At 61.3% G+C, this 21,625-nt stretch carries 29 protein-coding genes and 1 tRNA gene; 12 read left to right on the forward strand and 18 right to left on the reverse strand.

Annotated elements, in window-relative coordinates:
- Window positions 1-102 precede the first annotated feature (102 nt).
- From UP06_RS36805 to UP06_RS36825, 6 genes are all read right to left on the reverse strand, one after another.
- Window positions 103-657: a hypothetical protein gene (locus UP06_RS36805; protein WP_245305633.1), complete on the reverse strand. Its 555-nt coding sequence runs from the start codon at window positions 655-657 to the stop codon at window positions 103-105.
- On the reverse strand, window positions 633-1,076 hold the full coding sequence (locus UP06_RS42350; protein WP_245305634.1) for a hypothetical protein: 444 nt from the start codon (window positions 1,074-1,076) through the stop codon (window positions 633-635). The genes UP06_RS36805 and UP06_RS42350 overlap by 25 nt, the downstream gene beginning before the upstream one ends.
- A gap of 96 nt (window positions 1,077-1,172) precedes the next feature.
- The gene (locus UP06_RS36810; RefSeq protein ID WP_245305635.1) at window positions 1,173-2,099 is read right to left on the reverse strand and encodes a hypothetical protein; all 927 of its coding nucleotides are present in this window, start codon (window positions 2,097-2,099) and stop codon (window positions 1,173-1,175) included.
- Between the two features lie 162 nt (window positions 2,100-2,261).
- The gene (recA, locus tag UP06_RS36815; RefSeq protein WP_045008535.1) at window positions 2,262-3,350 is read right to left on the reverse strand and encodes a recombinase RecA; all 1,089 of its coding nucleotides are present in this window, start codon (window positions 3,348-3,350) and stop codon (window positions 2,262-2,264) included.
- A 367-nt stretch (window positions 3,351-3,717) separates the two neighbouring features.
- A complete protein-coding gene (locus UP06_RS36820) occupies window positions 3,718-3,912 on the reverse strand; it encodes a hypothetical protein (protein ID WP_045008536.1) in 195 nt (64 codons plus the stop codon).
- Entirely contained in the window at window positions 3,912-4,940 is a 1,029-nt protein-coding gene (locus UP06_RS36825) for a P63C domain-containing protein (protein ID WP_045008537.1), read from the reverse strand. The genes UP06_RS36820 and UP06_RS36825 overlap by 1 nt, the downstream gene beginning before the upstream one ends.
- Window positions 4,941-5,103: 163 nt before the next feature.
- On the opposite strand from UP06_RS36825, the gene UP06_RS41275 reads away from it, so the two are divergent.
- Window positions 5,104-5,211 (forward strand) — tRNA-Val (locus UP06_RS41275).
- A 644-nt stretch (window positions 5,212-5,855) separates the two neighbouring features.
- Window positions 5,856-6,053, forward strand: a complete 198-nt coding sequence (locus tag UP06_RS42355) for a hypothetical protein (RefSeq protein WP_045008837.1) — start codon at window positions 5,856-5,858, stop codon at window positions 6,051-6,053.
- 399 nt (window positions 6,054-6,452) lie between these two features.
- On the opposite strand, the gene UP06_RS36835 is transcribed toward UP06_RS42355, so the two are convergent.
- Window positions 6,453-6,899, reverse strand: a complete 447-nt coding sequence (locus UP06_RS36835) for an ester cyclase (RefSeq protein ID WP_045008538.1) — start codon at window positions 6,897-6,899, stop codon at window positions 6,453-6,455.
- A gap of 197 nt (window positions 6,900-7,096) precedes the next feature.
- Here UP06_RS36835 and UP06_RS41280 point away from each other — a divergent pair, with 197 nt between their 5' ends.
- A complete protein-coding gene (locus UP06_RS41280; RefSeq protein ID WP_197087463.1) occupies window positions 7,097-7,264 on the forward strand; it encodes a hypothetical protein in 168 nt (55 codons plus the stop codon).
- A gap of 753 nt (window positions 7,265-8,017) precedes the next feature.
- Here the strand turns inward: UP06_RS41280 and UP06_RS36845 are convergent.
- On the reverse strand, window positions 8,018-8,257 hold the full coding sequence (locus tag UP06_RS36845) for a DUF2798 domain-containing protein (RefSeq protein WP_045008540.1): 240 nt from the start codon (window positions 8,255-8,257) through the stop codon (window positions 8,018-8,020).
- 70 nt (window positions 8,258-8,327) lie between these two features.
- A complete protein-coding gene (locus UP06_RS41815; RefSeq protein ID WP_197087464.1) occupies window positions 8,328-8,579 on the reverse strand; it encodes a hypothetical protein in 252 nt (83 codons plus the stop codon).
- A 490-nt stretch (window positions 8,580-9,069) separates the two neighbouring features.
- On the opposite strand from UP06_RS41815, the gene UP06_RS36850 reads away from it, so the two are divergent.
- On the forward strand, window positions 9,070-9,258 hold the full coding sequence (locus UP06_RS36850; RefSeq protein ID WP_045008838.1) for a hypothetical protein: 189 nt from the start codon (window positions 9,070-9,072) through the stop codon (window positions 9,256-9,258).
- Window positions 9,259-9,464: 206 nt separating this feature from the next.
- The gene (locus tag UP06_RS36855) at window positions 9,465-9,698 is read left to right on the forward strand and encodes a DUF6894 family protein (protein ID WP_045008541.1); all 234 of its coding nucleotides are present in this window, start codon (window positions 9,465-9,467) and stop codon (window positions 9,696-9,698) included.
- A gap of 12 nt (window positions 9,699-9,710) precedes the next feature.
- On the opposite strand, the gene UP06_RS36860 is transcribed toward UP06_RS36855, so the two are convergent.
- Both UP06_RS36860 and UP06_RS36865 read right to left on the reverse strand, forming a co-directional pair.
- Entirely contained in the window at window positions 9,711-9,965 is a 255-nt protein-coding gene (locus tag UP06_RS36860; RefSeq protein ID WP_045008542.1) for a hypothetical protein, read from the reverse strand.
- 102 nt (window positions 9,966-10,067) lie between these two features.
- Window positions 10,068-10,370 carry a hypothetical protein gene (locus UP06_RS36865; protein ID WP_082078689.1) on the reverse strand — a complete coding sequence of 101 codons (303 nt, stop codon included), beginning with the start codon at window positions 10,368-10,370 and terminating at the stop codon, window positions 10,068-10,070.
- A gap of 363 nt (window positions 10,371-10,733) precedes the next feature.
- Between UP06_RS36865 and UP06_RS36870 the strand changes: the two genes are divergently transcribed.
- Complete coding sequence (locus UP06_RS36870) at window positions 10,734-11,198, forward strand: PaaI family thioesterase (protein ID WP_045008544.1); 465 nt, start codon at window positions 10,734-10,736, stop codon at window positions 11,196-11,198.
- A gap of 106 nt (window positions 11,199-11,304) precedes the next feature.
- Here UP06_RS36870 and UP06_RS36875 read toward each other — a convergent pair whose 3' ends face one another.
- Window positions 11,305-11,598, reverse strand: a complete 294-nt coding sequence (locus UP06_RS36875; RefSeq protein WP_045008839.1) for an HdeA/HdeB family chaperone — start codon at window positions 11,596-11,598, stop codon at window positions 11,305-11,307.
- A 184-nt stretch (window positions 11,599-11,782) separates the two neighbouring features.
- Here UP06_RS36875 and UP06_RS36880 point away from each other — a divergent pair, with 184 nt between their 5' ends.
- Window positions 11,783-12,025, forward strand: a complete 243-nt coding sequence (locus UP06_RS36880) for a PilZ domain-containing protein (protein WP_045008545.1) — start codon at window positions 11,783-11,785, stop codon at window positions 12,023-12,025.
- 46 nt (window positions 12,026-12,071) lie between these two features.
- Here the strand turns inward: UP06_RS36880 and UP06_RS36885 are convergent, their stop codons facing one another.
- Together UP06_RS36885 and UP06_RS36890 are read right to left on the reverse strand one after the other, a co-directional pair.
- Entirely contained in the window at window positions 12,072-14,108 is a 2,037-nt protein-coding gene (locus tag UP06_RS36885) for a pyrroloquinoline quinone-dependent dehydrogenase (protein ID WP_245305636.1), read from the reverse strand.
- 12 nt (window positions 14,109-14,120) lie between these two features.
- On the reverse strand, window positions 14,121-14,354 hold the full coding sequence (locus UP06_RS36890) for a hypothetical protein (RefSeq protein WP_045008546.1): 234 nt from the start codon (window positions 14,352-14,354) through the stop codon (window positions 14,121-14,123).
- 154 nt (window positions 14,355-14,508) lie between these two features.
- Between UP06_RS36890 and UP06_RS36895 the strand changes: the two genes are divergently transcribed.
- Window positions 14,509-14,913, forward strand: coding sequence for a hypothetical protein (locus UP06_RS36895; protein ID WP_045008547.1), 405 nt, complete (start codon window positions 14,509-14,511; stop codon window positions 14,911-14,913).
- A gap of 110 nt (window positions 14,914-15,023) precedes the next feature.
- The gene (locus UP06_RS36900; RefSeq protein ID WP_045008548.1) at window positions 15,024-15,356 is read left to right on the forward strand and encodes a hypothetical protein; all 333 of its coding nucleotides are present in this window, start codon (window positions 15,024-15,026) and stop codon (window positions 15,354-15,356) included.
- A gap of 151 nt (window positions 15,357-15,507) precedes the next feature.
- Here UP06_RS36900 and UP06_RS36905 read toward each other — a convergent pair whose 3' ends face one another.
- Window positions 15,508-16,371: a transglutaminase domain-containing protein gene (locus UP06_RS36905; protein WP_045008549.1), complete on the reverse strand. Its 864-nt coding sequence runs from the start codon at window positions 16,369-16,371 to the stop codon at window positions 15,508-15,510.
- Between the two features lie 189 nt (window positions 16,372-16,560).
- Here UP06_RS36905 and UP06_RS36910 point away from each other — a divergent pair, with 189 nt between their 5' ends.
- Together UP06_RS36910 and UP06_RS36915 are read left to right on the forward strand one after the other, a co-directional pair.
- Complete coding sequence (locus UP06_RS36910) at window positions 16,561-17,496, forward strand: transglutaminase family protein (protein ID WP_045008550.1); 936 nt, start codon at window positions 16,561-16,563, stop codon at window positions 17,494-17,496.
- 107 nt (window positions 17,497-17,603) lie between these two features.
- Entirely contained in the window at window positions 17,604-18,767 is a 1,164-nt protein-coding gene (locus UP06_RS36915) for a GNAT family N-acetyltransferase (protein ID WP_045008551.1), read from the forward strand.
- 7 nt (window positions 18,768-18,774) lie between these two features.
- Here the strand turns inward: UP06_RS36915 and UP06_RS36920 are convergent, their stop codons facing one another.
- Both UP06_RS36920 and UP06_RS36925 read right to left on the reverse strand, forming a co-directional pair.
- A complete protein-coding gene (locus UP06_RS36920; protein ID WP_045008552.1) occupies window positions 18,775-19,440 on the reverse strand; it encodes a DsbA family oxidoreductase in 666 nt (221 codons plus the stop codon).
- A gap of 67 nt (window positions 19,441-19,507) precedes the next feature.
- A complete protein-coding gene (locus UP06_RS36925; RefSeq protein WP_045008553.1) occupies window positions 19,508-20,329 on the reverse strand; it encodes a helix-turn-helix domain-containing protein in 822 nt (273 codons plus the stop codon).
- Between the two features lie 72 nt (window positions 20,330-20,401).
- Here UP06_RS36925 and UP06_RS41290 point away from each other — a divergent pair, with 72 nt between their 5' ends.
- Window positions 20,402-20,563, forward strand: a complete 162-nt coding sequence (locus UP06_RS41290) for a hypothetical protein (RefSeq protein WP_156163455.1) — start codon at window positions 20,402-20,404, stop codon at window positions 20,561-20,563.
- Here the strand turns inward: UP06_RS41290 and UP06_RS36930 are convergent.
- Window positions 20,560-21,561 carry an ornithine cyclodeaminase family protein gene (locus UP06_RS36930; protein WP_045008554.1) on the reverse strand — a complete coding sequence of 334 codons (1,002 nt, stop codon included), beginning with the start codon at window positions 21,559-21,561 and terminating at the stop codon, window positions 20,560-20,562. The two genes, UP06_RS41290 and UP06_RS36930, sit on opposite strands and share 4 nt — an antisense overlap.
- Window positions 21,562-21,625 lie beyond the last annotated feature (64 nt).

The raw sequence follows: 21,625 nt of genomic DNA on the forward strand, positions 1-21,625 counted from the left end.
GGGTGGGCAAAGCGGAGCGTGCCCACCACCTTTCGCCACGTTGGAATTTGGTGGGCACGGCGCTTGCGCGCCTTTGCCCACCCTACGGCAGTGAACGCGCCTCTAAGGCGCAACCAACAATCTGTTCTCGCGATCCCACCGCCAGAGCCGGTCATTGGTCAGCTCAGTACCGCCCCACCAGCGCTTGATTGGGTTGTGGCGCCACATGTCGGCTTCGCGCGCCAGAAGTGAACGCCCGAGTTCAGTCAGCGTAACCTTCCACTCGCTCCTGCCGAAGTAGCGGTCCTCGTTGTCGAACGCCGGATCGCCCAACAAGACCGGCGGGACCGAATATTCCCCCAGTTCGATCAAAGCATCTTGCGCGTCGGATCCGTCGAACACATCGCGAAGCCACCTCGCCTCGCAGACGATCCTCGGGTCAGTGTGCCCCTCGTTCACAAAGTCGAGGAGATCCATTTCGCTGGCACCGAGTCCCGTCCCCCTGTCCGGAAGCTCTTCAAGCACCGCAATCAGTGCCGATCGAAGTCTCGGCAGAATCATGAGATCCGTCATCAGCAGATCGAAACAGGATTCTGGCGTTTCAGCCTGATAAGCTCGCCAGGCGCGGCTTGCCGTCACCAGATGGTTGTCGGTCACCTTGAAGGAGGCAGCTTCCATTTTGCGACAGACTCCGGCGCATAGTTTGCAACAATGTCGTCCGTGTGCACCAGGCTCAGCTTCGTCGTGATCTCCTTGTAGGGGCGCAGCAGGTCCAGCAGCCAGACGAGCACAAGCTGATCGTTGGGCCGGGGATCGACCCATATTTCAATTGAGTCGAACTTTGCACACAGCTCAAGGAAACCGATATCGCGCGTGCCGAAACCGTTGAGCGAGCCGCGACAAACGTCGTCGAGCCAATGATCACCAGGATTGCAATGCTTCTCCGAACGCCGCTCCAACCCTTTCAAAAGTCGTTCTTCGGAAGGCAATTTCCTCCAGACGAAACGTAGATAGAATCCGAGCGCGAGATTCGCGACACCGGACTGCCGAAGCACGTCTTCCGCAAGATCGTTCGTGGCTAAAATCAAATGTGACACGATTGCCTCTCACGATATCGGCAAGGCCGGCCTGACGGATGGCACCTGCGGTGGACGAGTCGGTCGTCGCGGTCAGCCGGGGTCATGTTCGCGGTCTCACGGCTTTGTCAAGACAGGGCCGTAGCGCCACAGCCGATCATTGGTCAGCCGCGTGCCGCCCCACCAGCGATCGATCGGATTATAGCGGCTGAAATCTTCCTCCCCGGCCAGCACTGCTTTTCCGAACTCCGTCAACGACAGCCGGCTGCGGAGATAGACCGCGTGCCGAGCTCTATGGTTGCCATGGTCGATGGTGCGTAATTCGTCGCCCAACCCGGCTACATCCGGCTTGGGACCAAGCGCGAGGCCTTCGAGCAAATATCCCAGTTCGATCTCACCGAACACATAAGTGCCCCGTTGCGAGCGCAAATGGAACAACGCGTTCGTGTTCGCATACCCTCTCGCAAGCATCTCCAGAAATCGCAACTCGGTCATACCAAGTCCTGTCAACGGAGACGGCAGTTCTGCCAGAAGCTCGAGCAAGGCAGGCCGTAGCCTCAGCAAGGGACTCAGATCACGGTGAAGGAGATAAATGCAGGCCTCGGGGGTCGGCGCGCGGTAGGCCGACCAAGCCGACCTAGCAGTCTCGAACCCATCCGCAGTGACGTCCACAAGGGGAATAGAGCGGTCGAACTCGGCGAAATCACAATCAGGATAAAAAAATAGATCGGAGTCCAGCAATCGTAGCCCAAGCTTCTGCGCCAGTTCAGGACAACTGCCAAGGTGATCGAGCAACCAGACGAGTTGCAGTTGATCTCGGGGAGTTGCTCCGAACCAGAGTTCGATCTCGTCATACGGCTCGCAAAACTCGGCCAGCGACAATGAGCGCCCCTTGGCGCCCGGTGGCCAGCGGACCCAATCCGACCAGTGACCGGCTGGATCAATATCCTTGGTATAGGCTGCAAAATAAGCTGAAAGCTTTTCCGCCCGAGGGAGCGGCCCCCACGCAAATTGAAAATGGAACGGTATGACGATCTCGGTCAAACCCGATCGAGCAAGCTCACTCCCACCGCCCCAGCCAGTCAAGATTAGACGCTTCATCGCGCCACCTGGTCACTACAACGCAAAACGAAACGGGCACTGAAGACGTCGGCAACTCAACGTCCTCAGCGCCCGCTCCTCGCGAAAAACTCTTCGCGTTAAGGTCTACTCTTCCGCCGGCTCTTCGCCATCGGCGTCGCGCTCGGGGCTGCCGGCGAGAATCTGCTCGGCGATCAGGCCGGAGTTCTGGCGGATCGCGGTCTCGATCTTGGCGGTCATGTCGGGATTGGCCTTCAGGAACGCTTTCGAGTTCTCGCGACCCTGACCGAGGCGCTGGCTGTCGTAGGAGAACCAGGCGCCTGACTTCTCGACGATGCCGGCCTTGACACCGAGATCGAGGATCTCGCCCATCTTGGAGACGCCCTCGCCGTACATGATGTCGAACTCGACCTGCTTGAACGGCGGCGCCAGCTTGTTCTTCACCACCTTCACGCGCGTGGTGTTGCCGACCACCTCGTCGCGCTCCTTGATCGCGCCGATGCGGCGGATGTCGAGACGGATCGAGGCGTAGAATTTCAGCGCATTGCCGCCGGTGGTGGTTTCCGGCGAGCCGTACATCACACCGATCTTCATCCGGATCTGGTTGATGAAGATGACCATGGTGTTCGACTTGTTGATCGAGGCCGTGAGCTTGCGCAGCGCCTGGCTCATCAGGCGGGCCTGGAGGCCCGGCAGCGCATCGCCCATCTCGCCCTCGAGCTCGGCTTTCGGCACCAGCGCCGCAACCGAATCGATCACCAGAACGTCCACCGCGCCGGAGCGCACCAGCGTGTCGCAGATTTCCAGCGCCTGCTCGCCGGTGTCCGGCTGCGAGATCAGAAGCTCATCGATATTGACGCCCAGCTTGCGCGCATAGACTGGGTCGAGCGCGTGCTCGGCATCGATGAAGGCGCAGATGCCGCCCTTCTTCTGCCCTTCCGCCACCGTGTGCAGCGCCAGCGTGGTCTTGCCCGAGGATTCCGGCCCGTAGATTTCCACGACGCGCCCCCTCGGCAGGCCGCCGATTCCAAGCGCAATATCAAGCCCCAGCGAGCCCGAAGAGATCGACTCGACATCCATCGAGCGGTCGTTCTTGCCGAGCTTCATCACCGAGCCCTTGCCGAACTGGCGCTCGATCTGGGAGAGCGCGGCGGCCAAGGCCTTAGTCTTGTCCATGGAGGATCCTTCGACGATACGCAGGGCAGTGGTGGACATCGGGTCGTGCTCCTTATGGCGAGGATTCGGCTGAGGGACAAACGATTGGCGGGGCGGCTCGTCGATAAAAGCAATGTACCCTATTTGTTCCAAGTTCGCAATATGTTCTTTTGCGGATTTTGGCGCTGGCCTGTTTTAACCCCTAGTGGCCTAAGTTGAATTTCGTAGTGGCCTGATTTCGTTCGCGGACAGCCAAAGTCTGTTCATGTAACGAATAGATTAGATGGGACAGACTAGGCCGCCTTAGTTGGCGGCCCTAGAGATGCCCCGTAGTTCTCCGGATAAGAACGATTTATAGGATTATATAGAACCGTATTTGTTCTCAGACCGTGTATTTATAACCGGAACACGTATTAGTATAGCCGCCTCAGTTGGCGGCCTCTTTCCCATCTAGCAACTCGTCTATGCCGAGCCGCGCTGACTTTTTTGCATCAGCTTCGGTCGGGCCACTTAAGCCGCCAAATTTCGAGCCAACCCCGATCTTGGGATAAGCAATCCATTCCCATTTCTCGCTGGTGAGTGCGTGAACGTCGTATTCCACATCGCGATGAGCGAACTTCATTAAAGTCCCTTTCCGTCGTCTTCATCGGGTTTGTACTCGAAAGGAAGTTCAAGCTGGTCGTGGAAGCGCGGCCGGTGCGCATCAAGCGTCTTGATGAACGTCGGATAGTCCGGGCTTACGGTCATATAGGCAACCGTTGCGCCCAAATGCTCCCGGAGCTTGGGATATCCAATATTGCGAGTGAGTGCCTGCGCCAACGTAGCTTTACGCCGACCGCTTGCATCCTTCGGGATCACGCGCTTTAGTTCTGTTAGCACTCCCGGCGCAATTCGCTTCCAAACGATATCGTTTGTGAGCGTCCCGAAATACTGCGGGCGTTTGACGGAGTCAGAATCATATTTGAGCCCACGCAATCGGAAAAGTTGCGCGTAAAACTCATCAGGAAATGTTTTAACCCACGGTTGCAATTCCTTAGTCACAAAAGCCTCAAGGATACGCGCAAGTGAATTTCGTGTGCGCGCGTACTGAAAACCCGTCGCCTCATCAACCAGCGCGATAATGCCCACGCGCGCGAATCCGCGAACTAAAATCTCGCACCGCTCAGCAATGTGCATCTGCTGCGCTTGCAGTTTGCCAGCACTACGCGCGTTTAGAACGACATCGCATATATCGGCTAGAATTGTTGCTGGGTATCCGTGCGCCAGTCCGCCCGGTGAGCGGAACTTTATTGGGTTCTGGACCAGCGCGAGCAACTCATTGGAAACAAACGGGGAAAGAATTTTTCCCTGTAGAAAAGACGTTAGTCGATCAGCACCATCGCGAACTGACCCACCGCCGTATTGGATACCAAGGCCGCCAACGACAACGCCTCTCTGGGAAAGAACTCGCGTTTCGTCATCGAGCACGTAGCAAGGGATTTCGATCTCGCCGATTCTAAGGGGATGGTCATCGTCCCCATGCGCGACACTCTTGATGTCGTTACCCCACCTTGCAGCCGCAGCTTTGGTGGCCAATGCCCTCCGCTCTTTCGCGGTCGTTCCCTCCATCCGAGCGACGCCGCCCCGAGCCTTCCCAGAAACCTCTTTCATGCTGGCATCTCCATTACTATGCCAGCATGATAGTATTTTTCACGGGACTTTGCAATGCGCCTTGAAAAATGCCAGCAACGGTGCATTATGCTGGCATGGTTGCTCAAGCACACACAAGCAAACGCCCCACCGGCCTTTCGGTTGGCGGGGCGTTTTTGTGTGCGGAAGCGTGGCAGAGTGGCCTATTGCACCGAGCTTACCCCTCGGCGGACCTTTGGGCGTCCAAACCCCTCGCAGGGTCCCGTCAGTTCGAATCTGACCGCTTCCACCATCAAACCAGTGGGGCCGTCGCCGTTGGCGCGGAAACGACCACCGATCACCGCCCCGGGGATGAGCCCGACGCGACAACCGTTCTGAGCAATATACGCCTTGGCGGGCGCCTATTCCAGAGTCGGGTGCAGGCCTGCTTCCGACCGCCGTGGCCTAGTTTGATTTGGGGAGTGGCCTGATTTGGAGTGAGCAATTTTGCTCAGACCTCGCGATGCGGATATGCAATTTTTGCTGGTACCGGGGTTTTGCATCATCCCCCTCGGGGCTGGAAAGCCGCCGCCCGCGACACAGATTAAGCGGGTGGCGTTTTTTCCATGAAGTAAGGCCGCCTCAGTTGGCGGCCTCTTCCGTTTCGGGTGGCTTATAATCGTCCGGGAACGGCAGCATAAAGTTGCCTCCCATTGTGGAAATTCCTTATCCAGCCGGTCCATGAATACGCGCCAGTTCGGCGAGTATTTCACGAACATTAAGACGGCGCGGCCCGTACCCGATTTTTGGTGCTGGTCTGCTTCCGACCGCCGTGGCCGAATTTTTGGGGCGGCCCAATTCGAAATGTTCACTTTGGAACAGAAAGCGGGCCGCCTGCATATTAGGATCGCAAGAACTCAAACCCAGCGGTTAGGACCCGGAAGACGAGGTTGTGTCATGGAGCGCCGTCGTTTCAAGCAAATCCATTCCCTCGAAGAACGTCTCGCCCAGGAAGCTGCACGGTTAAGAGAGCGGGCCAGAAAGCTGCCTCCCGGCTCTGAGCGCGAAGCCCTCCTCCGCAAAGCCCGCCAAGCCGAGACAGGCTCGCACATGAGCGAGTGGCTGAGATCGCCGGGCTTACAGGCGCCGGACTAAGGCAACAAAATTCGCTTCGGTTCATGCCCAGTGCCGGAATCCGCATTTCCGGCACCCGCCTAAGCTTGCATTTAATGCTACAATGTGTAACGCTTATATTTGTAGCGCTACATGGCGTCTCGTTTGAACAACCATAGGAGGAGTGATGAAGTCGATTGTCACGGTCGCTCTCGCACTATTCATCTTCGCTGGCTCGGTTGCGGCGCAAGCGCAGACATCGTGTGCCCCGAAATTCGGCCCAAAAATCACGAAGAGGTGGCAGTTGCACGACGGCTGCCACAGCAGGTACGCGCAGATGCTGGGAAAACCTTGCCACTAGGGCACTCGGCTCAGACATGACGAGAGGCCGCCTCGCTTGGCGACCTCTTTCATTGGTGCTGTCCGAATTCAAGTCCAGTGTCACAAGTTGGATTTGGCAGTGTCCTGATGTCCCGGGACCGGGCTGGTCCGATGGTCCTGTGCAACGGGATCGGGCCAGTTTGAGCCGAGCGGCTGGAGGACGATCCACGTCTCCGCAAGCTTCCCGTCCTCGAGCCGATACGACTGCATGCCGGCTTGCGTGACAGGTAGGTTGCTGTTCGGGTCGCGCCACCTGAACGTGAAGCGAAACCACGCGCGGTCGCCGACGAACATGTGATCGTAGACCGCCACGCGAACGCCGGGGCGCGCCTCTTTCATTTTGGCACGTTCCGCCGCGTAGCTTTCTGCGGTGACTGTCCGATCGCCGGTCGCCTCATGCCTGATGTAGGTCGGCCCAACACAAGTCGGGACCAGATCGTGTCGGTCTTCGTGCCAGACCAACTCCCATCGGTCGAACAAATCGCTGGTCACAGATTCTTTTGACATCGGGTCAATTCCTTCAAGAGGGCCGCCTCAGCTCGCGATCTCATCGTACTGCACCAGCCCCAATTCCACTGAAGACGATGCACATCAAGGACGCGCGAGCGAAACGCCATCATCATTCCGCAATCCTGCGGCACCGAAACTTTTCCGCGGTGTCCGGCTTTCTATCGGATGGCACCGCCACAGTGGGGATTTCGGTCATGACGGAAAATGCGCACCACGATGCGATCAGGCGCAATCACCTGCTGGAGGCGGCGCATGAGGAGATGGTGAAGTTCGAACGCAAGGAAAACGAGTTCCGCAAGAAGGACCGCGAAGAGCGCGCCGCCGAGCTCCGGCTTCCCCTGAACGCGATCAAGGTGCACTAGGCTCGCCAGGACCGGAGCCCAATGCCTGTTCCCCTCGAGAAGGGGCCCGGCCTCGCGCGTCCGCATGTAAAGCTCCCGGAGGCTGATTCTGCGCGATTCAGGTATCTAAATACCACGCTTAAGTCATTGACCAAGCAGCGAATTCGCCCAGCGATCTACTGTGCATGGGGTTGTTTTCGCGTTTTTGGTTGGGCCGCCTGTCCACCCGCGCCTACATCACCGCCAGCAGCACGATGCCGATGACCAACACCACAAAGCCAGCCGCCGTCGCGGCGGCAAATGACCGCTCTACCTTGTCCATGATGCCACCCCGCTATCGGCGCGCCACGTTTCCCCCATGGCTTCGCCGTGCGCGCCAAGTCTCGCCAACGGATGTGTCTGAAGTTGTGCGATCGGATGTCTGAATTGGGACGTGAGAGCGTCTCTAAACGCTTTGCCGCGAGCTTGCACAAGCTTGCGTAAGGCGCCTGTAAGCAGACTCGTCTAGCGTCGCCTTGCCCGGTGGACCAACACCGGGCCTCCATACCAGTCGATGACCCCGCTCTGCCCCGAGCGGGGTTTTCTGTGTCTGGCGCCCGAATCGCGATGCGACCGATCAGCTCGCCTCAGATCCATCGCGGTCCGTCAGGCTGTCGTAAGCTGAGCGGGCTAAGGTCATTCGGCTATGGTGTTGCAGCCCAGCACCTCAGCCTCCAATAACCTTCTACCCCGCCCGGCTCTCCCCTGGCGGGGTTTTTTCTTGCCGCGGCGCGCTCAGGCGCTGCCCTCCTCGCGCGTCAGCCGCAGCGAGAACGCGCGGATCGCGGGCGCCGCCAGCAGCACGATGGGCAGCATCGCGGCCCAGGCAATCAGCCACGACACCATCCAGTGCTGCACGAACAGCAACGCCGACGCCGCCGGAAAGCTCGCGATCCCCGCCGCGATCAGCGAGGTCAGGCCGGACTGAATGACGCCGAAGACGAAATGACTGTAGCGACGGGGAATGCCGAACATGGTGCACTCATGTTGCCTGCCGTCGTCGGACAAAGCAAAGCACATGCCGCAGCTAACCGCTCGCGTGACATCAGTGTCGTGAATTCGCCAGCGGCTCATGTCGGCGCGCCTCAGTGCGATCGGCCCGGCACGACAGGCCTTCGAAACGCCAGAAGGTGACGACGCTGGCGTTGCCGCACTGCTCGCAGACGAGCTTTTCGTCACCGAGCATGAAGCGTCCACGCTTGAACGCAAGGGAGGAAGCAGGCCGCCGGCAATGCGGACAGACCAGAGAGAAATTTCGTGCGCCCCAGCGCAGAACGAGATGTCTCAGCCAGTTCACGTCTTCCTCTTTGCGCCCGTCTCAGCGGCCTCCGAGCATCACCAGAGCATAGTCGCCGCGCACGCAAAAGTGGAAAACTGTGGGACGCGCGCATTCGCTTCGAATGGCCGCGGTGCCGACATCGCGCGCGAAACTGGTTCCACAAAGTGCAGGCATCGCGCCGGAGTTTCTTCGCCGCAGACGAGCGATTGGAACCGCGCTGGTGATGCTCTCCCGCTGCAACCAGCGCGTATTTGAATGATCCGTGGTTCTCCGGCCATGAACAGAGTTCCTGACCTAATGGCTAGCAGCGTCTCACAGCGGCGACGGCGGTTCCACGGGTTGCGACGGCGTCCGGTCTTTCGGAATCTGATTTCGCTTGTTTCGACCCGTGCGCGCTTCCAGGATTTCGGTGAACTGTCCACGACTTAACGGCAAATTTTACGTGGCGGCGGAATATTGTGACTCCCAACATGTTAGCCGTCATGGAAAGTGAAACGTGGAGGTGACCATGAATCACCGGGGCGTGGAGTTCACGGTTGCAAAGACAGCGATCCCGGGCGTCTGGCAGTGGCAGTTCCGGATCGGCGACCAGACCAAGGCGGGTCGGACCGAAACGAAGATCGAACTTCTCGCGATCCGTCGTGTGCAACTGCGTATCGATCGGGAGCTGAAGGCCATCGCGCGCAAGACGGCCTGAGCAAGACGGCGTGCATCGGCTGACCGACATCGGCGGACCCGGATTGGCTTTGTGCGCCGCAATAGGCCCTGTCGCGCGTAGCCACGTCGGGGCGCTCTGCGACGGCGTATTCCGTAGAGGACCGGAATTGATCTGCCCGCGGTTTGGGATTGCACTGGGCGTCCTCATGGCCTCGGGGCGCGGCCATCACGCGATCGGTGCCAGCCATGCCGCTCTATTTCTTTCGAATCCGGAACGGCCGCTATTCCGGCTGCGCCGACCATGCGACGGAGTTTGCCGATCGCTCTTCGGCCTGGAAGGAGATGACCAACGTCTGCGCCGACATGGCCGCGGGCATCTCCCGCAAGCTCCAGGAAAACTCGGAATGGCACATGGAGCTGCTCGACGAAGCCAAGGAACCCGTGTTCCGGATCCGCATCGTCGCCGAATCCCTCGACTAGGCCCGGCCGGCGCTAGTCGGCGCTAGGCAGCCGCCGCATGGTGAATTCGATGTCGCCGCCCGGCAATTCACGCCAGTTCTCGACTTCGCTCATATAGCCGGCCTTGGGGTAGCGGGCGAAGAAGGCCTGCGCTCTTGCCCGCGCCGCGGCGCGCGGCAAGGTGAAGCTCTCGCGCAGATAGCCGTCGCCGGCCTTGTCGCCCGGCTTTACGGACGCCTTGTGCCGGCGCGCCATCCGCTCGGCGAGATCCCGCGGACGATCCGCCATATCCTGCCTCCTCAACGCAACCCTCGTTGCGAATGTAGGACGCAGGCCGGGCGAAGTGGAGTCCCGGCCGGAGACGTCGCCGACCTCCGATCCGGACCACGGTCAGTTGGCGGCGGCGGTGCCGGCCTTTGTCTTCTTTGGCGCGCTGGTTGCGGCGGACGCCTTCGGCGCGACCGCCTGCTTCGGAGGATCGGAGCGCATGCCGCCCCAGGGATCGTTGGACGCCTTGGCGTCCGGAATCTTCTTCAGCGTTTCCTTGTAGGCCTTCTCACGCTCGGCATCCGCGGCCTTTTCCTCCGGGGTCTTGCCCGGGCCTTCCTGCAGTAAATTGAGATTGGGCATTTGCGCATAGGCCGGGCCCGCCAGCACAGCCAGCAGCACCGCCGCCATACGGAAAAGCTTCATCATTCACTCCTTGATCATCGATAGAGGGGCGGATCACCCGCGCCTTGTTATCCCAGTTACAGCCTCGAGCACCGCTGCCGGCCCGCTAGAGCCGGTCCGATTTGCACGATTTCGGCGAATGCAGCCAGTCGTCCCAAATCGGGCCGCACCGGGTGCACCCGTTCAGCGCGAGGCCGAGCGCGGCCAGGCAAAACACAAGGACACATCGACGCAACATCGTCCACCCGCTCCCAAGGGTGGCATCATATCGGGCGAAGTCAGGCATTTTCAAGCCGACGGGATCGACGCAGACCGGGTGACTTTGCCGCGCCAAAGCGGGCAGAATGGCTGAAACATCCGGCAACAGACGAGGAAACGGCCATTATGCCATCACAGCCAGAAGCCGAGTTCGGCATCGCCGACGCCAGACGCATCCTCGGCGAGGTCTTTGCGCCCTGGGTCCAGGATCTCAACCTCTCCGTCGAAAGTATCGATCACGTGCCGCCGCCGGATGCACCGGACTGGCAGCCGGGCGCGCTCTTGCGCATGGCGTTTTCGGAACGGCTGTGCCGGCACGGCGGCGTGATGTGCGGCCAGGCGCTGATGGCGCTCGCGGACACCGCGATGGTGATCGCGAATTTGGCCGCCAATCGCGGCTATCGCCCGATGACCACGGTGGACCAGACCACGCATTTCATGCGCGCGGTCTCGTCCTCGGATGTGCTGGCGGATGCGCGCGTGGTGCGGCTCGGACGCACCATGAGCTTTGGCCGCGTCACCCTGCTTTCCGCCACCGACAACAAGCAGGTGGCGATGGTGTCGAGCGCGTTCGCGATGCTGCCGGGATGATCCTAAAAGCCGAGAGCCGCAGTGCACGCCAGGCGCACCGCGGCTCTGGATGGCGATCACGCAGACGACTGAAGCGGCACCCGCCTCGGGCGTTGCGTTTCAAACCTTACTTGCCGAGCACTTCGTCGGCCGCGGTGACGATGCTGACGTTCGGATTGGCTCCGCAATAGGTGCCGAACTTCTTGGCGTTCTCGACGAACACGTCGGTGTCGATGATCGCATTGTCTTCGTCACCCTTGTACCAGCCATCCATCCAGGTCAGCACCATCTTGATGGTGTCGTCGCCGCTCTCGACGAACTGCTTGCAGCTCATGGTCGCGAGATCGATCTTGGTGGCGTGGGCGGGCATTGACGACAGCGCGAGGGCTGCGGCGAACAGAAGAGAAAGCGTGGTCTTCATCAGTATCTCCATCGGCGCGGGACGCCATAAAGGTAAAAGGCTTTTGGGGAAAGTCGGCGGAGGGACACTCCGCTTCAGTTTCGTAAACGAAGTCTGAAGCGCTGTGCAAGTAGCGCCAGTATTGAGTTTAGTTCAACGTAATTTCTATGCACTACTTCACAATCATCATTATGGATTAACGCGAATGATCGAGAAGCGTGCAGCGCAGCGTTACCGTGTTTTCAAGGGTGGCGCGATCACCTTTGACGACAGCGGAATCGCGTGCACGGTTCGCAACATGTCGGCAAGCGGCGCCGCGATCGATCTCGAAAACCCTGCCATATTGCCGCAATCGTTCACGCTGTCGATTTCACGCGACAATTTCATACGAGATTGTCGTGCGGTATGGCGCAACGACAAGCGCATCGGCCTCGCTTTCGTACAGTAGTGCATATGATGTGAATGGCCGTTCGTATCGCATGCACGATGCAACGTTACGCTCGTCTGATACGACGCCGGCGCCGCCAGCGAAGCACCGCGATCACGAGCGCGACGATCGCGAGCACGATCACTGAGGACGCCGCAAAGAATCGCCCGCCGGGGCGATCGATCGTGCGCGACCACCATGACGGCGCCTCGCCGGACCGCGCCAGGCGAAACGCAACCAGGCTGTCGCCGATCGACGTGCCGGCTTCGGAATGGCCGCCGGCTCCGATCGCGACATATTGCTCGCCCTTCCAGAGATAGGTCATGGGATTGGCGACGCCGGGCACCGGCAGCCGCCCCTGCCACAGCTCTTTTCCACTGCGCGCATCGAACGCACGCAAATAGGCATCCATCGCGCCGGTAAAGACGAGGCCGCCTTCCGTAACCGCAACGCCGCTGAGAAGCGGCGTACCCCACGGCAAGGGCATCCCGAGCGGCGCCAGATCCTCGGTGGTGCCGACGGTGGCGCGCCAGAGCGTTTTGCCGGCCTTGAGGTCGACGGCGACCATCTCGCCCCATGGCGGCTTGACGCAGATCATCCCGAGCCGCGACGTCACGACCGAGCGCGACATGGCGAACGGCGCGCCCTGCTGCTGGCCGAAATCATGCCCCGGCGGCGGGTTGAAGCCGGCCGCATCCGCGCGCGGGATCAGCTTGATGAGATGCGCGGCGCGACTGGTGTTGGCATAGAGGATCTGGTGGACGGGATCGAAGGCCGCGCTGCCCCAGTTCACGCCACCGCCCGTGAACGGAAACTCAAGCGTTCCTTGTGTCGAGGGCGGCGTGAACAGCCCTTCGTTACGCGCCTCCGCGAATTGCCGTTCGCATGCTGAGTTACTCAGACCCGGCAGCATCGTCAGCGCGTCCTCGGTCGATATTTTTTGCGACGTCAGCGCAGGCACATGCGTCGGGAACGGCTGCGTCGGCGAAAGTTGTTCACCCTCGGCGCCGCCTTGCGGCACCGCACGCTCCTCGACCGGCCACACAGGCTTGCCGGTGTCGCGATCGAGCACGAAGACAAACCCATGCTTGGTCGGCTGGATCACAACGTCGCGCTGACCTTCGCCGGTGTCGAGGCGCGTGAGCGTCGGCTGCGCCGGCAGATCGTAATCCCAGACATCGTGGTGCACGGTCTGGAACGCCCATGCGAGCTCGCCGGTTTCGATACGCAGCGCCACGACGGAATTGGCGTGCTCATTATTGCCCGGGCGCTTGCCGCCCCAGAAATCCGGCGACGGCGAGGAGGTCGGCAGGAACACCAGTCCGCGTGCTTCATCGACCGACATCGGCGCCCAGACATTGGCGTGGCCGGCCTCGATGCCGTCGCGCTTGAGCGGCTCGAAGGTCCAGCGCGGCTCACCGCTGCGCGCATCGAACGCGCGCACCATGCCGCTCGGCGCATCGACGCGGCGGTTGTCGCCGATCGAGGAGCCGACCACGACGACACCGCGGCCGACCGCTGGTGGCGAGGTGATCTGGAATTCGCCGGGCCATTCCAGCTTCATGCCGATGTCGAGCTTGATCTCACCGTTCTTGCCGAAATCGCCGCAGGGAATTCCCGTCCTCGCATCGAGTGCGATCAGGCGGACATCGTTGGTGCCCATGAAGATGCGCGAGCGACAGGCGGCATCGGGAGGCGCCTTGTCATCGATCCAGTAAGTGACGCCGCGGCAGACATAGCGATTGGCGGGCCGCTGATTGATGGCGATCTTCGGATCGTAGCGCCATCTTTGCGCACCCGTGCCCGGGTCGATTGCGATCACCTCGTTGAAGGGCGAGCAGAAGACCAGGCTGTCCTCGACGTACAGCGGTGTCGCCTCGAACTTGGTTCGCCGCATGACCGCAGGCGGCCGCGTCGCGAGATCTCCGATGTGAAATTCGAAGGCGCGGACGAGATTGCCGACATTGTCAGGCGTGATCTGCTGCAACGGCGAGAAGCGCGAGCCGCCGGGATCGCTGCCCCAACTCTCCCAGGCGAAGCACGGTCGCGCCGCCAGCAGCAGGAGCGCAAGAAGGCCGACCAGGTATCGCAGGCGGGTCAGCAATCCCCGCCCGCTTTACTTCGACTTCTTCGCGGGGTCGCTCGGGCGAGCGCCGCTCCACGGATCATACTTCTCCTTGGGCTCGGGAATGCGCTCGAGCGCGGCCTTGTAGGCCTTTTCGTCGACCTTAGGCTTGTTGTCCGTCTTTGGCCCCTCGTTGCCCCCACGCCGGCCGCCGCCGCCCATCTGGGCCTGCGCCGAGGCCGCCGTCAGCGCCAACACCGCGGCCGCTATGACCAAAATCCTCATTGCCTGCAATCCCCTCTCGTCTGGGGTACAAACTAGCCTGCAATCCCATAATAGCAAATCCTGCGGGTTCCACCGCTTCAGCAAATGTTGATCGGTCGGGACTTCGCCGGGTCGCATTCGCGCCTATCTGTTGGCCCGCAGGGGACCTTCACGAATGTTGCGGATTGTTGCTCATGTGGCGTTGATCGCCGGCGCACTCGCGCTCGGTGCTTGCGGCTTTGCCGACAGCCGCGCGCCCGTGCCTGAATTCATGCGCCTCAAGGAGGCCGAGCAGGCGCCGCCTGAACCGCCCCCGGACGTCAAGCGCGTGGTGCGCGAGCAGATCGATGTGGTCTTCATCAACACCTCCTATCCGCGCGAGGTGCATGTCGCCCCGCCCCATCACGAGGTGCGCGGACTGGGCTGGACGGCCTGCGTCCGCGCGCAACTGACCTCCGCCACCGGCTCGGCGCTCGGCCTCCAGACCTACATCGTGACGATTGCCAGCGGAAAAGTCGTCGACCGGCGACGCGCGGAGATCGACGACATCTGCGGGTCCGAGGTTTATGAGCCGATCTAGGCTCAGCTGGCGCTGACGCGAGATCGAGTTTCGGGAAAAACCTGTAAATCGGCCGGAACGATCACCGCCTCCCTTTCTTGTTACCACCGAGGGCAGTTTCGGAGGAGGACATGATGAGGACATTCACGATTGCGCTGCTGGCGGGCGTCGGCGCGCTGGCCGCGTCCGGCGGCGCGAAGGCCGCCGATGTTTACACGACCAGCGAATACACCAGTCCCGATCTCATTCAGGAGGTCCGGCTGGTCTGCGATGACGCCGGCAATTGCTATCGCACCCGTGGTGGCGCGCGCGTGATCGTTCGCGACTCCTATGACGCCATGCCGCGCGACCGTTATTACGAGCGCCGCAGCCATCGCGACTGGGACGATGGTCCGCGCGGCGGAGTCGGCATTCGCGCGCCCGGCGTCAGTGTGGGCGTCGGGGTCGGCGGCGACCGCTGGTAATCGATCAAGTCATGCAGGACGGGACCGGACGAAACAGCTCGTCCGGTCCTGTCTATTCTTGGCGTCTCATTCAGGTTTCGCGCGGATCGGCCGGCGTGACGACGCGCTCGACGACGGCAGTTGCGCGATGCCGAGCAAAGCTTCGCAGGCCTCAAGCAAACTGATGTTGCAGTTGCCTCGTGGACGACTCGATCCGAACGGTGTCGTTCTGCGCGAGTTCCTCGGTCAATACTGTGAATCGCACCAGCCGGGCGGGGCCGAAGGTCGTGGAAATCGCGACGTCGGCGGCATCCCTCCCCCGTGCGATGACGATACGTCCAATGCGAGGATGATTGTGGCGCGCGTCGAATGTGTGCCAGCGTCCACCGAGATAGACTTCGAACCAGGCACTGAAATCCATCGGCGCAGGATCGAGCGGCACGCCGATATCGCCGAGATAGCCGGTGCAATAGCGGGCCGGAATGTTCATGCAGCGGCACAGTGTCACCGCCAGATGCGCGAAGTCGCGGCAGACTCCGATCTGTTCCGCGTTGCCTTCAGATGCTATGCGGTCGCTTCGCGCAAACTGATAGCCAAACTGGATGCGATTGTGGACATAGTCGCAAATCGCCTGGACCCTCTGCCAGCCTCCGTTGACGCTGCCAAACAAAGCCCAAGCGAGCTCCGTTAGTTTCTGCGTGTCGCAATAGCGGCTGCCCAGCAGGTAGACCAGAGCTTCGTCCGGAAGGTCGTGAAGCGGGGCCTGCGCGGCATGGGGCACCACCGCGTCCGGGAGGCCGCTGTCTTCGATAATGAATTCGCTGCGCATCTCGATCTGGCCCGCGGGAGCGACCAGACGCGTGCAGACGTTGCCGAAAGCGTCCGCGTAATTTCTGGCGGCTACGTGAGGAGAGATTTGGATAGTATGATCGGTGAGCAAATCGTGCTGGCGGGTAGGATGGACAGTCAGCATCAGCACCATTGGAACGTCTTGAACGCAGTTGAATGCGATGTCGTAACCCGCACGTATTTTCAAGATCGTCTCCCGAGGCGTCACCGTTAACCGTGGCACGTCAAGCTCGGCAAGTCCCGTTTCGTTCCTCGGCAGAGCTGCTGAAATACAGGGCGGCCAGGCGGGATACCGGGCCTTTCGCGGACAAAATCGCCTGCAACGCTGGAACCGCCGCGAATTTAGGGTCATATAGTGCGGGCCCGAGGGCGCAGGATGACCATCTACTCCGTCCACCATCACACGACCTATCGCTACAAGCGACCGGTTAGGCCCGGGCGGCACCAACTGCTGTTTCGTCCGCGCGACAGTTTTGATCAGCGCTTGCTCGACTGCCGGATCGCGATACGTCCCGAGCCCGTCGAGATCCGCTGGATCCACGACGTGTTCGGCAACTGCGTCACGCTGGTCGACTTTGCGGCGGCGAGCGAAATCCTGGAATTCGACACCACGATTCGTCTCGAGCACACGCCAGAAAGCATCCCTGACTTCCAAATCGAGGAATACGCCCGTCAGCATCCGTTTCGCTATGACGAGCACGAGCTGCCGGACCTCCTGCCTTACATGCGCCGCCATCATGCTAGCGACGCGTCCGTCGACGAATGGTTGTCCAAATTCATTGTGCGTGGCGAGAGCCGGCCAACTGGACAGCTGCTGATGACGCTCAACGAGGCGATCGCCGAGGGCTTTTCATATCGGCGCAGAGCTTCGCCGGGAACGCAGACGCCCTCCGAAACGCTCGGCCTGCAACAGGGCACCTGTCGCGACTTCGCATTGCTGATGATGGAAGCCGCCCGTTCGCTCGGCTTCGCTGCCCGTTTCATCACGGGCTACGTCTATGTGCCCGACCGCGACGGACCCGTACGGCTCGGCGGAGGCTCAACCCATGCGTGGTGCTCGATCTACGTCCCGGGCTCGGGCTGGGTCGAGTTCGATCCGACCAACGGGATCGTCGGAAACCGTGATTTGATCAGAGTCGGCGTCGCCCGGACACCCGAGCAGGCCATTCCTCTTTCCGGTTCATATTGGGGAGAGGCTGACGACGAACTTGAAATGGCGGTCACAGTCAATGTGAAGACCGAGTCTCCCTCGCCTGAGGAGACGAACGTCGGGCCGACCGAGCAGGCGCCGTTATCGGCAATGAGACGTTAACAATACCACTCGAATTGAAGTGACGTCCCAACGGTATTTTCCAATCTTTGCGCTAAGCATGACCGCGTAACGGCGGCTCATGCCGGCGTGAACGGGGACGACGGGACGTGGTCGACATCGCGCACCAGGCTGCGATCAATCCGGCATCTGCAAGAGATGCCGCGACGACGCACGCGCTCGTCCCACTCGCCGCGATCGAGCCGGGTCAATGGCGCGCGCTTGCGCAGCGGGCGATCGAGCCGAACGGCTATTACCTGCCCGCCTGGGAGCTTGCCGTCAGCGCCACCGCGCGCGGCCGCACGGGTGCGCAGGCCCTGTCCGCATTCGACGGCTCCTCGACGCGATTGACCGGGCTGATGCCGGTGATCTCGCTCTGGCAGGCCTGGAACATTCCCCTGCCCGCTTTGGTGAGCGCGCATCCCTACGGCACGCTGTGCAGCCCGCTGATCGACCGCGACGCTGCGGCCGAGGCATCGACGCGCTTGTTGCAGCGGGCGCGCGAGGCCGGCGCACATGCGCTGATCCTGCGCGACGTTGCGCTCGAAGGTACCGCGATGGAATCGCTGAGAGACGCTCTCGGCCGCCTGAAGCCGCGTGTGCTCTCCTCCTACATCCGCGCCAGTCTCGATGCGACACAAGATGGCGACAAGCTGTTGCACGATGCGCTCGGTACGAAAAAACTCAAAGAGCTGCGCCGGCAGCGCCACCGCCTGGCGGAGCATGGACCTGTCACCTTCGAAGTTGCGCGCAGGCCGGATGAGATCAGGGCCGCGCTCGAAACATTTTTGCAGCTCGAAGCCAGCGGCTGGAAGGGCAAGCGCGGCACCGCGCTGGCCCAGGACACAGGCGATGCGACCTTCATCCGCCGCGCCGTCCCGGCGCTCGCGGAGACCGCGCAATGCGAGATTGTCACGCTCCGCGCCGGCACGAGTCCTGTCGCGGCCGGCATCGTGCTGCGCCATCAGGACCGCGCCTTCTTCTTCAAGCTCGGCATCGACGAACATTTTGCAAAATATTCGCCGGGCGTGCAGCTGACGCTCGACCTCACCCGCCATCTCTGCGCCGATCCAGCCATCGCGAGTGCCGATTCCACTGCAAGCGCCGATCACCCCATGATCAACCCGATCTGGCGTGGCCGGTTCGCGATCGGCGACGTGCTGATTCCACTGAGGCGAAACGATCCGGTCGTGGCGCTGATCCATGCCGCGCTGATTGCGCGCGGCATCGCGCGCGAGACAGCGCGACGCGCGATCCGCCTGCTCCGCAAATAAGCGAACGTTACTCCGCCGCCTGCGCGTTGATCTCCGCCGAGACCTGGCGGATGGCGCGCGCGAGCATGTTGGGATCCTGCGCGCCGGAGACGGCGTATTTCTGCGCAAACACGTAGGTCGGCACGCCGGAGATGCCCTTCTCCGCGGCTTCCTGTGCATCGGCCGTGACGCGCGCGACGTCCTCGTCGGTGGCAAGGCGCCGACGCACATCATCGGCGTCGAGGCCGATATCGGCGGCCGCCTGCACCAGCACGTCGACATCGGTGAGATCGCCGCCGTCGCGGAAATAGAGCTCCATCAGGCGCTGCTTCATCTCGGGTGCCTTACCGATCGCCTCGGCCCAGAGGATCAGGCGGTGGCAGTCGGTCGTGTTCGGCTGACGCGCCACGAGCTCCGGCCGGTAGGTGAGCCCCTCTTCGCTTGCGGCTGCGACGACGCGGCCGGCGATGCCTTTGTAGGCCTCGACCGAGCCGAACTTCTGGGTGAGATATTCCTCGCGGCTGATACCCTCGCGCGGCACCCAGGAATTGAGGAAGAAGGGGCGGAATTGCAGCTTGACCGGGACGTCGGGAACGAGCGCGAGCGCGCTCTCGATCCGATGCTTGCCGATATAGCACCACGGGCACACCACGTCGGAGACGACATCGATCTGGAGTGGCTTCAGTGCGCTCATACACGCCTCCTTCGGGCATTTGCCGTTTTGTCGGAAGATAAGCCGAACGGCGCCCGAGGCAAGGGCGCTAGGCCATATTTGCGGCCGTCTGCTTCAGCCATTCGGCGGTGCGCTCGTCGGCCGGAAAGAACGTCTCCAGCGCCAGCTCCGACAGGGTGATGTCGACCGGCGTGCCGAACACCATGGTGGTGGAGAAGAAACTGAGTATCCCCCCGTCATGGCGCAGCTTGAAGGGGATCGCGACATTGTCACTCGACAGCGGGCCCGCACGTGCCGGGATCGGATAGCTCTTCAGGTCGTTGTAGAGCTTGATCAGCTCCGGATCGGCCGTCGCCTCGCATTGCCGGTACAGGCGCTCGAGCAGATGCGCGCACCATTCGGCGAGATTGACGGTACGCGGCGCCAGCCCCTCGGGATGAAAGGCGAGCCGCAGCACATTGAAGGGCTGGCCGAGCAGCCGCTCCGGGATGCCCTCGAGCAGCGGCGCCACCATGCGATTGGCGGTCACCAGATTCCAGTGCCGGTCATAGGCCAGCGCCGGATTGGGCTCATGTGCCCTGAGCACGAGGTCGATCGCCTGACGGGCTGATTTCAAGGCGGGGTCCTCCAGCGGACGCTGCGGAAAGGCCGGCGCATAGCCGGCTGAGACCAGCAGCACATTGCGTTCGCGCAGGGGCACGTCGAGACGTTCGGCAAGCCTCAGCACCATGTCGCGCGAAGGCGCGGCGCGGCCGGTCTCGACGAAGCTCAGATGTCGCGCAGAGATCTCCGCCTCGCCTGCGAGATCGAGCTGGCTCATGCGCCGGCGCTGCCGCCACTCGCGTAAGTGGTCGCCTATATGGACCGGCTGGCCATGTTCGGTGCGTGCCGTGGATGCATGTGCGCTCATGGTCGAAAACCTAGCATGCGGATTTCAGCCCTTCCATTACCCCCGAGGTAATGGAAATGGGCATGTAACCGAATGAAATCACTGAATTTATTTTCGCGGAATCCGCTGGATACCGACAAAAATACCGACAGGCTCGCGCTGCCGAAATTCTCTCTGGTACTGGTGTGGCTCTCTTCAGAGCTCGTGCGCGAGTATTGGAAGCAAAAATCGTCCGCCTTCGATTTCTCCGGCTAAGCGTACCTCAGGCGTTGCCCGATACCGAGACGCTCTCCCTTCTTCAGCATCGCATGCCCGAGCGCAATATCGCTCAGTGAGAGGCCACGGTGCCATAGCAAGATGGTCTCGTCTTCGCTTTCCCGACCAGGCTTCAGCCCGGCGACAATCTGGCCGAGCTCGGCGTGGAGCGATTCTTCGGACAGCTTTCCGGCCTCAACATGGGCCCGAAGACTTCCAAACTTTCCGGACTTGCACTGGCCCCAATCGTCAACCACGAGCTTGCTCATGATATCGGTCAGAGACAGTTCGACCGCGCTCATGGTCCCATAGGGAACGACGAAGGCTCCGCTCTTGATCCAGCTCGTAAGGAGCATCGGTTCAGGTTCGACAAGGCGCGACGCTTCAACGACGATATCTGCCCCTTCAACGCAAGCTCGCCAGTCTTCGGTCGCAACCACTTTTTTCCCGAGGTCTCGACTTAATCGCTCTGCAAACTCATTCCGACTCTCCGGTCGCCTTGAATGGACGCGAATTTCATCGAAGGCGAAGAGGTGGTCCAACAGGCGGACATTCCAGTACGCGGTGCCTCGCGCCCCGATGTGCCCCAGTATCTTCGAATTCTTCCGAGCGAGATATTTGGCGCCTATTGCCGTCACCGCTCCCGTCCGCATGTCCGTTATGCCGCTCGCGTCCATGATGGCTCTCGGCACACCGTTGCGCGGGTCGAACAGCAGAAGCACCCCGAACTCCGAAGGCATTCCAGACTTGTAGTTATCGACGAAGTCACCAACGATCTTCACGCCTGCGGCGTTGTTGGCGGTGCCGAGAACTCCGCGAAGAACGTTGAAATGGCCGTCGGCCAACTTTGGCTCCAGATGAACACGCGGCTCAATAACCGCCTCCCCGCGGCCCTGTCTCGCGAGACCCGACTCAATCGCGTCCAGAACCTCTTGATCGGACAGTTTCAGTGCCTCGATGTCCTGGCGATTGAGATAAGTGAGATAGATTGGATCCATGAGGCGGTCTCTTCCAGTTTACAGCACAACGAGTCCGAAAAGATCAGAGCATGCTGCACGCGCG

Source organism: Bradyrhizobium sp. LTSP857 (assembly GCF_000938285.1).
Classification (GTDB): domain Bacteria; phylum Pseudomonadota; class Alphaproteobacteria; order Rhizobiales; family Xanthobacteraceae; genus Bradyrhizobium.

What these genes read in the sequence shown, in the direction of transcription:
- UP06_RS41290 (WP_156163455.1), top strand. Translation starts at nt 20,402, where the DNA reads ATGAAATCACTGAATTTATTTTCGCGGAATCCGCTGGATACCGACAAA.
- UP06_RS36845 (WP_045008540.1), bottom strand. Translation starts at nt 8,257, where the DNA reads ATGTTCGGCATTCCCCGTCGCTACAGTCATTTCGTCTTCGGCGTCATT.
- UP06_RS36875 (WP_045008839.1), bottom strand. Translation starts at nt 11,598, where the DNA reads ATGAAGACCACGCTTTCTCTTCTGTTCGCCGCAGCCCTCGCGCTGTCG.
- UP06_RS36920 (WP_045008552.1), bottom strand. Translation starts at nt 19,440, where the DNA reads ATGAGCGCACTGAAGCCACTCCAGATCGATGTCGTCTCCGACGTGGTG.
- UP06_RS41280 (WP_197087463.1), top strand. Translation starts at nt 7,097, where the DNA reads ATGACGGAAAATGCGCACCACGATGCGATCAGGCGCAATCACCTGCTG.
- UP06_RS36870 (WP_045008544.1), top strand. Translation starts at nt 10,734, where the DNA reads ATGCCATCACAGCCAGAAGCCGAGTTCGGCATCGCCGACGCCAGACGC.
- UP06_RS42355 (WP_045008837.1), top strand. Translation starts at nt 5,856, where the DNA reads ATGGAGCGCCGTCGTTTCAAGCAAATCCATTCCCTCGAAGAACGTCTC.
- UP06_RS36890 (WP_045008546.1), bottom strand. Translation starts at nt 14,354, where the DNA reads ATGAGGATTTTGGTCATAGCGGCCGCGGTGTTGGCGCTGACGGCGGCC.
- UP06_RS36910 (WP_045008550.1), top strand. Translation starts at nt 16,561, where the DNA reads ATGACCATCTACTCCGTCCACCATCACACGACCTATCGCTACAAGCGA.
- UP06_RS36850 (WP_045008838.1), top strand. Translation starts at nt 9,070, where the DNA reads ATGAATCACCGGGGCGTGGAGTTCACGGTTGCAAAGACAGCGATCCCG.
- UP06_RS36825 (WP_045008537.1), bottom strand. Translation starts at nt 4,940, where the DNA reads ATGAAAGAGGTTTCTGGGAAGGCTCGGGGCGGCGTCGCTCGGATGGAG.
- UP06_RS36930 (WP_045008554.1), bottom strand. Translation starts at nt 21,561, where the DNA reads ATGGATCCAATCTATCTCACTTATCTCAATCGCCAGGACATCGAGGCA.
- UP06_RS36880 (WP_045008545.1), top strand. Translation starts at nt 11,783, where the DNA reads ATGATCGAGAAGCGTGCAGCGCAGCGTTACCGTGTTTTCAAGGGTGGC.
- UP06_RS36805 (WP_245305633.1), bottom strand. Translation starts at nt 657, where the DNA reads ATGGAAGCTGCCTCCTTCAAGGTGACCGACAACCATCTGGTGACGGCA.
- UP06_RS36860 (WP_045008542.1), bottom strand. Translation starts at nt 9,965, where the DNA reads ATGGCGGATCGTCCGCGGGATCTCGCCGAGCGGATGGCGCGCCGGCAC.
- UP06_RS36835 (WP_045008538.1), bottom strand. Translation starts at nt 6,899, where the DNA reads ATGTCAAAAGAATCTGTGACCAGCGATTTGTTCGACCGATGGGAGTTG.
- UP06_RS36820 (WP_045008536.1), bottom strand. Translation starts at nt 3,912, where the DNA reads ATGAAGTTCGCTCATCGCGATGTGGAATACGACGTTCACGCACTCACC.
- recA (WP_045008535.1), bottom strand. Translation starts at nt 3,350, where the DNA reads ATGTCCACCACTGCCCTGCGTATCGTCGAAGGATCCTCCATGGACAAG.
- UP06_RS36925 (WP_045008553.1), bottom strand. Translation starts at nt 20,329, where the DNA reads ATGAGCGCACATGCATCCACGGCACGCACCGAACATGGCCAGCCGGTC.
- UP06_RS36855 (WP_045008541.1), top strand. Translation starts at nt 9,465, where the DNA reads ATGCCGCTCTATTTCTTTCGAATCCGGAACGGCCGCTATTCCGGCTGC.
- UP06_RS36895 (WP_045008547.1), top strand. Translation starts at nt 14,509, where the DNA reads ATGTTGCGGATTGTTGCTCATGTGGCGTTGATCGCCGGCGCACTCGCG.
- UP06_RS36865 (WP_082078689.1), bottom strand. Translation starts at nt 10,370, where the DNA reads ATGAAGCTTTTCCGTATGGCGGCGGTGCTGCTGGCTGTGCTGGCGGGC.
- UP06_RS36900 (WP_045008548.1), top strand. Translation starts at nt 15,024, where the DNA reads ATGATGAGGACATTCACGATTGCGCTGCTGGCGGGCGTCGGCGCGCTG.